The sequence below is a fragment of the Pyxidicoccus fallax genome (genome assembly GCF_012933655.1).
Taxonomy (GTDB): Bacteria; Myxococcota; Myxococcia; order Myxococcales; family Myxococcaceae; genus Myxococcus; species Myxococcus fallax.
On record NZ_JABBJJ010000005.1, the window covers coordinates 96,178 to 106,199 of the forward strand.

The following is a 10,022-nucleotide window of genomic DNA, read 5'->3' on the forward strand; positions in this document are numbered from 1 at the left end:
CGGCAGGCATTGCGCCTATGGGAGGGGCATGTCGCGAGAGCCTCTCCCCATCGCCGCCGAGTTCCCGCCTCCGTCGCTGGACGCGTGGCGCAAGCTCGTGGAGAAGGACCTGAAGGGCAAGCCCTTCTCGTCGCTCCAGTCGCCGCTGGAAGGCGGCCTGTCCCTCAAGCCCCTCTATACCTCCGAGGACGTCCCCTCCCCCGTGGAGCCCCCGGGAGTGGCGCCCTACGTGCGAGGCACCCAGCCCCTGGGGCACACCGAGGGCGGATGGACGGTGTGCCAGGAATACGCCGGCCCCGACGTGGACTCCACCGCCGAGAGCCTGCGCACCGACCTGGAGCGCGGCGCCATGGGCGTCTGGCTGCTCCTGGACGCTCCGTACGGCGTCGACGTGAAGGACGCGGCCACGTTGAAGCGACTGCTCGCGCATGTCCCGCTGGAGCGCACGCCCGTGCACCTCGAGCCGGCGCGTGACGTGCTCGCTCCCGCGTCGCTCCTGCTCCAGGTCGCGGATGGCCTGGGCATCCAGCGCGCGGCGCTCAAGGGCAGCCTCGGCATCGACCCCATCGGCGCGCTGGCGCGCTCGGGCGCGACGAAGGCGGATGTCGCCGCGACGCTGCGCGAGGCCGCGCCGCTCGTGACGTCGCTGCTGAAGGAGGCACCGGGCCTGCGCGCGCTGCTGGTGTCGTCGCGCGCCTGGGCGGACGCGGGCGCCACGCCCGTGCAGGAGCTGGCGTGGGCCATCGCCACGGGCGTGGAGTACCTGCGTGAACTGGAGCGCGCGGGCGTGTCCCCCAACGACGCGGCGCGCTCGGTGCAGTTCGCGCTGTCCGTGGGCGCGCACTTCTTCCCGGAGATTGCCCGCCTGCGCGCGGCGCGGCTGCTGTGGGCCAAGGTCGTCGCGGCCTCGGGTGGCTCGCCCGAGGCGCAGGCCATGACGCTGCACGCCCGCACCGCGAGCGCCACGAAGACGAAGCACGACCCGTGGGTGAACATCCTGCGCGCGACGTCGGAGTCCTTCGCCGCCGTCGTCGCGGGCGCGGACAGCGTCAGCACCACCCCCTTCGACGAGCCGCTGGGCACGCCGGACGAGCAGGGCCGCAGGCTCGCGCGCAACACGCAGCTCATCCTGCGCGACGAGTCCAGCCTCAACCGCGTCGCGGACCCCGCGGGCGGCAGCTACTACCTCGAAGAGCTCACCACCGAGGTGGCCCGAGCGGCCTGGGCGGAGCTGCAGCGCATCGAGTCCCTCGGCGGCATGTCGAAGGCGCTCACGCAGGGTGACGTGGCCCGCGCCATCGCCGAGTCCGTCGCCGCGCGCGACAAGGCCGTGCGCACCCGGCGCCTGCCCATCGTCGGCGTCAGCGAGTTCCCCCACCTGGGCGAGGCCCCCGTCCGGCGCGAGCCCCACCCCACTCCGGTGTCCACCACCGAGGGCGGCTCCCTGCCGCTGCGCCCCGTCCGCCTGGCGGAAGCCTTCGAGTCCCTGCGCGACGCGAGCGACCGGCATCTCGCCACGCTCGGCGTTCGCCCGCGCGCCTTCATGGTGAGCCTGGGCACGGTGGCCGAGCACACCACGCGCTCCACGTGGATCGTCAACGCGCTGTCCGTGGGCGGCATCGAGGCCGACGAGCACCGCGACCTCAAGGACGCGGCCCAGGTGGCCGAGTCCTTCGCGAAGACGGGCTCGCCCGTCGCCGTCATCTCCGGTCCGGACGCGATGTACCCGGAGCAGGTGCCCGCGCTCACCCAGGCACTCAAGGCCCGGGGCGCGCGCTTCGTCGCAGTGGCGGGCCGTCCCGGTGACCACGAGGCCGCCTTCCGCGCGGCCGGCGTGGACCTGTTCATCTACGCGGGAGCGGACCTGGTCCAGCTCCTGAAGACCCTGCACCAGCAGCTCGGAGTGGCCTGATGCGCCCCACCGTCCCGGACTTCTCCCGCGTCGCCTTCGACGCCCCTGAGACGCAGCCCTCCCCCGAAGTGCGTGATGCCCAGCGGCGCCGCGCCAGCGAGTCCACCCGCGCCGCCGAGCGCTGGGACACGCCCGAGGGCATCCCCGTCAAGCCGCTCTACACGCCCGAGGACCTCGACGGCGTGGCGCACCTGGGCTCGCTGCCCGGCCTGCCTCCCTTCGTGCGTGGCCCCTACTCCACCATGTACGTGCAGCAGCCGTGGACGGTGCGCCAGTACGCGGGCTTCTCCACGGCCGAGGCGTCCAATGCCTTCTACCGCCGCAACCTCGCGGCCGGTCAGAAGGGGCTGTCCATCGCCTTCGACCTCGCCACGCACCGCGGCTACGACAGCGACCACCCGCGCGTCGCGGGCGACGTGGGCATGGCGGGCGTGGCCATCGACTCCATCAAGGACATGCGCATCCTGTTCGACCGGATTCCGCTCGACCAGATGAGTGTGTCCATGACGATGAACGGCGCCGTCCTTCCGGTGCTCGCGCTCTACGTCGTCGCGGCCGAGGAACAGGGCGTTCGCCCCGAGCAGCTCAGCGGGACCATCCAGAACGACATCCTCAAGGAGTTCATGGTCCGCAACACGTACATCTATCCGCCCGCCCCCTCGATGCGCATCATCGGCGACATCTTCCGCTTCACGGCGGAGAAGATGCCGCGCTTCAACAGCATCAGCATCAGCGGCTACCACATGCAGGAGGCCGGCGCGTCGCAGGACCTGGAGCTGGGCTACACGCTCGCGGACGGCGTGGAGTACGTGCGCACGGGGCTCGCGGCCGGCCTGAGCGTCGATGCGTTCGCGCCTCGCCTGTCGTTCTTCTGGGCCATCGGGATGAACTTCTTCATGGAGGTGGCCAAGCTGCGCGCGGCCCGCCTCCTGTGGGCCCACCTCATCAAGGGCTTCTCGCCCAAGAGCGACAAGAGCCTCGCGCTGCGCACCCACTGCCAGACATCCGGCTGGAGCCTCACCGCGCAGGACGTCTTCAACAACGTCGTGCGCACCTGCGTGGAGGCCATGGCCGCCACCCAGGGCCACACGCAGAGCCTCCACACCAACTCGCTGGACGAGGCGATTGCCCTGCCCACCGACTTCAGCGCGCGCATCGCCCGCAACACGCAGCTCTACCTCCAGATGGAGAGCGGCACCACGCGCGTCATCGACCCGTGGGGCGGCAGCTACTACGTGGAGCGCCTCACCCACGAGCTGGCGCACCGTGCCTGGGCCCACATCCAGGAAGTGGAAGCGCTGGGCGGCATGACGAAGGCGATTGAAGCCGGCCTGCCCAAGCTGCGCATCGAGGAGGCCGCCGCGCGCACCCAGGCGCGCATCGACTCCGGGCGTCAGGCCATCATCGGCGTGAACAAGTACCCGCCCGAGCGCGAGGACCGCATCGACATCCTCAAGGTGGACAACACCGCGGTGCGCGAGGCGCAGATTGCCCGCCTGCGCGAGCTGCGCGCCGAGCGCGACGCCGCCGAGGTCCGCCGCCGCTTGGACGCGCTCACCGAGGCCGCCAGCCGCAAGGAGGGCAACCTGCTGGCGCTCGCCATCGACGCGGCGCGCGCCAAGGCCACCGTGGGAGAAATCAGCGACGCGCTCGAGAAGGTCTTCGGGCGTTACGAGGCCACCGTGCGAAGCATCTCCGGGGTGTACTCCGCCGAAGCCGGTTCCGCTGGCGGCGTCGCCGATGCCCGGGCGAAGGCGGATGCCTTCCTCGCGCGCTTCGGCCGCCGGCCGCGCATCCTCATCGCGAAGATGGGCCAGGACGGCCATGACCGTGGCCAGAAGGTCATCGCCACCGCGTTCGCGGACCTGGGCTTCGACGTGGACATCGGTCCCCTCTTCCAGACGCCCGAGGAGTCCGCGCGTCAGGCGGTGGAGAACGACGTGCACATCGTGGGCGCCAGCTCGCTCGCCGCCGGCCACCTCACGCTGGTGCCAGAGCTGAAGCAGGCCCTCCAGAAGCTGGGCCGCGAGGACATCATGGTCGTGGTGGGCGGCGTCATCCCGCCCCAGGACTACGATGCCCTCCGGGCCGCGGGCGCCGCCGCCATCTTCGGCCCGGGCACCGTCATCTCGAAGGCCGCCGTGGAGCTGCTGGACAAGCTCTCCGCCATGCAGGAGGAGGCGTGAAGCCGCTGTCCGCGGATGCCTATGTCGAGGGCGTCCGCGCCGGTGACCGCACGGTGCTCGCTCGCGCCATCACCCTGGTGGAGAGCGAGCACCCGCGCCATGCGGCGCTCGCGCAGGAGGTGCTCACGCGCCTGCTGCCCCACACGGGCAACAGCCGGCGCGTGGGCATCAGCGGCGTGCCGGGCGTGGGCAAGAGCACCTTCATCGACGCGCTCGGAATGCACCTGGTGGGCGCGGGGAAGCGGGTGGCGGTGCTCGCCATCGACCCGTCCTCCTCCGTCTCCGGCGGCAGCATCCTCGGCGACAAGACGCGCATGGCGCGGCTGTCCCGCGCGGACAACGCGTACATCCGCCCCAGCCCCTCCAGCGGCACGCTGGGCGGTGTGGCGCGCAAGACGCGCGAAACGCTGCTCCTGTGCGAGGCCGCGGGCTTCGACGTGGTGCTGGTGGAGACGGTGGGCGTGGGCCAGTCGGAGACGGTGGTCCAGGAGATGGTGGACTTCTACGTGGTGCTGATGCTCGCGGGCGCGGGCGATGAGCTGCAGGGCATCAAGCGCGGCATCCTCGAAGTGGCCGACCTCATCGCCATCAACAAGGCGGACGGCGACAACGCCCCGCGCGCCGAGCGCGCCCGCGCCGAGTACCGCGCCGCCCTGCACCTCATGCGGCCGGGCGCGGAGCCGGTCATCACGACGTGCAGCGCGCTGGAAGGCCAGGGCATCGACACGCTGTGGGACGCCGTGGAGACCCAGGTGGCACGCCGCGCCGCGTCGGGCGAATTGGCGCGCCGCCGCACGGAGCAGCAGGTGGGATGGATGTGGGCCATGGTGCATGACGGGCTCCGAGCGGCCCTGCGGGCGCACCCCGAGGTGGCCTCCCTCGTGCCCACGTTGGAGCGGGACGTACGCGAAGGACGCGCGACGCCCACCTCCGCCGCACTGCGGGTGCTGGGCGCCTTCCTACCCCAGACGCCTGCCTGACAGCCCGAGTTGAAGTGCGGGCACGGCCTGTCTCAATCCCTTGCCGGGCCCGCTCCACACTCCTAGTGTTCGCGCGTGCGACACGCTCAGCCCACCACTCCTCCCCAACCCTACAAGCCTCGTCACCACGTCCGCATCGTCACCGCCGCCAGCCTCTTCGACGGCCATGACGCGGCCATCAACGTGATGCGCCGCCTGATGCAGGCCTCCGGCGCGGAGATCATCCACCTGGGCCACAACCGCTCGGTGGCGGAGATCGTCGACTGCGCCATCCAGGAGGACGCCCAGGGTATCGCGATCACCTCCTACCAGGGCGGACACGTCGAGTTCTTCAAGTACATGATCGACCTGCTGCGCGAGCGCGGCGCGAACATCAAGGTGTTCGGCGGCGGCGGCGGCACCATCCTCCCCTCGGAAATCGAGGAACTGCACAAGTACGGCGTCGCGCGCATCTACTCGCCCGACGACGGACGGGCCATGGGCCTGCAGGGGATGATCGACGACCTCATCTCCCAGTGTGACTTCGAGAAGCGCGAGCCGGAGTTCCAGCCGCTGCTCGCCAACCCCCTGCCCCGAGAGCCCGAGCGCCTCGCCTCGCTCATCACCATCGCGGAGAACTTCGCGGACGCGGGCGAGGCCCTGCGCACCGCGCTGGCGCAGGCCCGCGTGGACGCCCCCCGGGTGCCCGTGCTCGGCATCACCGGCACCGGCGGCGCCGGCAAGTCCAGCCTCGTGGACGAGCTGGTGCGCCGCTTCCTCGCGGACTTCCCGGACAAGACGCTCGCGGTGCTCTCCGTGGACCCGTCCAAGCGCAAGTCCGGCGGCGCGCTCCTCGGCGACCGCATCCGCATGAACGCCATCGACAACCCGCGCGTGTACATGCGCTCGATGGCCACGCGGCAGAGCAACCTGGCCCTGTCGCGGCACGTGGCCCACTCCATCGAGGTCTGCAAGGCGGCGGGCTTCGACCTCATCATCGTGGAGACGTCCGGCATCGGCCAGTCGGACACGGAAATCACCGAGCACTCGGACGTGTCGCTCTACGTGATGACGGCCGAGTACGGCGCGGCGACGCAGCTCGAGAAGATCGACATGCTCGACTTCGCGGACGTCATCGCCATCAACAAGTTCGACAAGCGCGGCTCGCTGGACGCGCTGCGCGACGTGCGCAAGCAGTGGAAGCGCAACCACAACGCCTTCACCCTCGCGGATGACGCGGTGCCCGTGTACGGCACCATCGCGTCGCAGTTCAACGACCCGGGGATGAACCACCTCTACCGCGCCATCCTCGACGCGGTGGTGAAGAAGACCGAGGCGCCGCTCCAGTCCCACTTCGACCTCACCCCGGGCATGAGCGAGAAGAAGTGGATCATCCCGCCGGAGCGCACGCGCTACCTCGCGGAGATTGTCGAGACGTGCGAGGGCTACGACGCCTTCGTGCGCGCCCAGGCCGCCATCGCCCGGCGCATGTACCAGCTGCACGGCACCATCCAGGCCCTGCGCGCCAACGTGGGCAAGAAGCGCCTGGAGGTCGTCGAGCCGAAGGACACCGCCGACGTGGTGAAGGTGACGGAGCGCGTGGAGGGCGAGCCCGCGTACCTCGGCGAGCTGGTGGCGCTGTACCAGGACCTGGAGTCGCGCCTGCACCCGGACTGCCGCCGCCTGCTGGAGGAGTGGCCGGCGACGAAGCGCCGCTACGCCGCGTCCAAGTACCAGTTCCAGGTGCGCGACAAGGTCATCGAGCTGGACCTCTACACCGAGTCCCTCTCGCACCTGCGCATCCCCAAGATCGCCCTGCCCCGCTACGAGGACTGGGGTGACATCCTCACGTGGCTCCTGCGCGAGAACGCGCCGGGCGCCTTCCCCTTCACCGCGGGCGTCTTCCCGCTCAAGCGCGAGGGGGAGGACCCCGCCCGCATGTTCGCCGGCGAGGGCGGCCCGGAGCGCACCAACAAGCGCTTCCACTACGTGTCGCGCGGCCTGCCCGCCAAGCGCCTGTCCACCGCGTTCGACTCGGTGACGCTGTACGGCGAGGACCCGGACCACCGGCCGGACATCTACGGCAAGGTGGGCAACTCGGGCGTGTCCATCGCCAACGTGGACGACGCGAAGAAGCTCTACTCGGGCTTCGACCTGGCGGACCCGTCCACGTCCGTGTCGATGACCATCAACGGCCCGGCGCCCATGCTGCTGGGCTTCTTCCTCAACGCCGCCGTGGATCAGCAGTGCGAGAAGTGGATCCGCGAGAACGGCCAGGTGGAGGCGGTGGAGAAGAAGATCGACGCGCTCTACCGCGAGCGCGGCGTGCCCCGCCCGCGCTACCAGGGCGACCTGCCCCAGGGCAACGACGGCCTCGGCCTGCTGCTGCTGGGCGTGTCCGGTGACGAGGTGCTGCCGCGCGAGGTGTACGAGAAGATCCGCGCGAAGACGCTCCAGCAGGTGCGCGGCACCGTGCAGGCGGACATCCTCAAGGAGGACCAGGCGCAGAACACCTGCATCTTCTCCACCGAGTTCGCGCTGCGGATGATGGGCGACATCCAGCAGTACTTCATCGACCAGAAGGTGCGGAACTTCTACTCGGTGTCCATCTCCGGGTACCACATCGCGGAGGCCGGGGCGAACCCCATCTCCCAGCTGGCCTTCACGCTGGCCAACGGCTTCACCTTCGTCGAGTACTACCTGTCGCGCGGGATGCACATCGACGACTTCGCGCCCAACCTGTCGTTCTTCTTCTCGAACGGCATGGACCCCGAGTACACGGTGATGGGCCGCGTGGCGCGCCGCATCTGGGCCAAGGCCATCCGGGACAAGTACGGCGGCAATGACCGCTCGCAGAAGCTGAAGTACCACATCCAGACGTCCGGCCGTTCCCTGCACGCGCAGGAGATCGCCTTCAACGACATCCGCACCACGCTGCAGGCGTTGCTGGCGCTCAATGACAACTGCAACTCGTTGCACACCAACGCCTACGACGAGGCCATCACCACGCCCACCGAGGAGAGCGTGCGGCGCGCGCTGGCCATCCAGCTCATCATCAACAAGGAGTTCGGGCTGTCGAAGAACGAGAACCCCAACCAGGGCTCGTTCATCGTCGAGGAGCTGACCGACCTGGTGGAGGCGGCGGTGCTCACCGAGTTCCGCGCCATCTCCGAGCGCGGCGGCGTGCTGGGCGCGATGGAGCGCATGTACCAGCGCTCGAAGATCCAGGAGGAGTCGCTGTACTACGAGACGCTGAAGCACGATGGGACGCTGCCCATCATCGGCGTCAACACGTTCCTGGACCCGAAGGGCTCGCCCACCACGATTCCGCCCGAGGTCATCCGCGCGACGAAGGAGGAGAAAGACTACGCCATCACCTCGCGTGACGCCTTCTGGAAGCGCAACGAGGCGACGGCACCCAAGGCCCTGGAGGCGGTGCGCCGCGCGGCGCTGGACAACGGCAACGTGTTCGCCGCGCTGATGGAGGCGTGCAAGGTGTGCACGCTGGGCCAGCTCTCCCGCGCGCTGTACGAGGTGGGCGGGCAGTACCGGCGCAACATGTAGCGAAGGTTGAGGTCAGCGGCGCCTGCGCGAAATGCAGGCGCCCTCCGCGCCCGCGGTATCGCGTCGCGAAGGACACTCAGCGGCGCGGTGCCGCTTCTCCCAGCACCGCGTCGCGCAGGCGCCCTCCGCGAGCGCTCAGCGGCTCGGTGCCAGCTTCGCGCGCAGGCGCCGCACCGCCTCGTCCAGCACCGCGTCCGTCTTGCAGAAGGCGAAGCGCGCGAGCTTCTGGCCCAGGTGGCGGTGCTCGGGGCCGTAGAAGACGCTCGGCGGAATGGCGGCCACGCCCACCTCGGACACGAGGTGCCGGCAGAAGGCGATGTCATCCGGGAAGCCGTACTTCGCGATGTCCGCGAGGATGAAGTAGCTCCCCTGCGGCGCGAAGGCCGTCAGCCCCGCGTCCCGCAGCCCGCCCAGCAGCCGCTCCCGCTTCGCCGCGTACATCGCCGCCAGCTCCGCGTAGTACGCGTCCGGCAGCCGCAGCGCCGCCGCCATGGCCGCCTGCAGCGGCGACGCCGTGGCGAACGTCACGAACTGGTGCGCCCGCTGCACCGCGTCCCGTAGCGGAGGCGGCGCGATGATCCACCCCACCTTCCACCCCGTGAGGCTGAACGTCTTCCCGCCGCTGCTCACCGTGACGGTGCGCTCCGCCAGCCCGGGCAGCGTGGCCGGCCGCAGGTGACGCGCCGGCGCGAAGACGATGTGCTCGTACACCTCGTCGGACAGCACCTTCACGTCGAACTCGGCGCACAGGCCGCCGAGGAACTCCAGCTCCTCGCGGGTGAACACCTTGCCCGTGGGGTTGTGCGGCGAGTTGAGGATGAGCAGCCGCGTGCGCGGGCCGAAGGCGGCGCGCACCTCGTCCCGGTCGAACCACCACTCGGCATGCGTCGCGTCCGGCGGCCGCAGCGGCACGTAGCGCGCGGTGGCGCCGATGAAGGTGATGTTGGCGTCGTACGAGTCGTAGAACGGCTCGAACGCGACGACTTCGTCACCCGGGTCCACCAGCCCCAGCAGCACGTCGAAGATGGCCTCGGTGGCGCCGCTCGTGACGGTCACCATGGAGTCCGGGTCCACCTGCTGGCCGTAGAAGCGCTGCGAGTGCTCGGCGATGGCGAGGCGCAAGTCCTTGGCGCCCATGCCCATGGCGTACTGGTTCACCCCATCGCGGATGGCGCGCTGGGCGGCCTCCTTGACGGCGTCCGGCCCGTCGAAGTCCGGGAACCCCTGCCCCAGATTCACGGCGCCGTGCTTCGCGGCGAGCGCGCTGAACTCGGAGAAGACGGTGGTGCCGAACCGGGAGACTCGCTGCGCGAACACGGGCCTGGACATGGCGGAACGCTCCTCATGGCCGGGCCCGGTGGGGGCTGGCTCTTATACACATCGCCGAGCCCACGAGACGTT

The 10,022-nt window shown here is 70.3% G+C and carries 5 protein-coding genes; 4 read left to right on the top strand and 1 reads right to left on the bottom strand.

Going from position 1 to position 10,022, the window contains the following annotated elements; genetic code table 11:
* The first annotated feature begins 28 nt into the window (after positions 1-28).
* The 4 genes from HG543_RS01925 to HG543_RS01940 all read left to right on the top strand — a co-directional run bounded on the left by HG543_RS01925 (position 29) and on the right by HG543_RS01940 (position 8,621).
* Positions 29-1,912 (top strand): methylmalonyl-CoA mutase family protein, encoded by a 1,884-nt coding sequence (locus HG543_RS01925; RefSeq protein WP_169342904.1) that lies wholly within the window; start codon positions 29-31, stop codon positions 1,910-1,912.
* Entirely contained in the window at positions 1,912-4,098 is a 2,187-nt protein-coding gene (scpA, locus tag HG543_RS01930; protein ID WP_169342905.1) for a methylmalonyl-CoA mutase, read from the top strand. The genes HG543_RS01925 and scpA overlap by 1 nt, the downstream gene beginning before the upstream one ends.
* Positions 4,095-5,078 (top strand): methylmalonyl Co-A mutase-associated GTPase MeaB, encoded by a 984-nt coding sequence (meaB, locus tag HG543_RS01935; RefSeq protein WP_169342906.1) that lies wholly within the window; start codon positions 4,095-4,097, stop codon positions 5,076-5,078. Before scpA ends, meaB begins: the two co-directional genes overlap by 4 nt.
* A gap of 75 nt (positions 5,079-5,153) precedes the next feature.
* Positions 5,154-8,621 (top strand): methylmalonyl-CoA mutase family protein, encoded by a 3,468-nt coding sequence (locus HG543_RS01940; protein ID WP_169342907.1) that lies wholly within the window; start codon positions 5,154-5,156, stop codon positions 8,619-8,621.
* Between the two features lie 135 nt (positions 8,622-8,756).
* Here the strand turns inward: HG543_RS01940 and HG543_RS01945 are convergent, their stop codons facing one another.
* A complete protein-coding gene (locus tag HG543_RS01945; RefSeq protein ID WP_169342908.1) occupies positions 8,757-9,950 on the bottom strand; it encodes an aminotransferase class I/II-fold pyridoxal phosphate-dependent enzyme in 1,194 nt (397 codons plus the stop codon).
* Between the last annotated feature and the right edge of the window lie 72 nt (positions 9,951-10,022).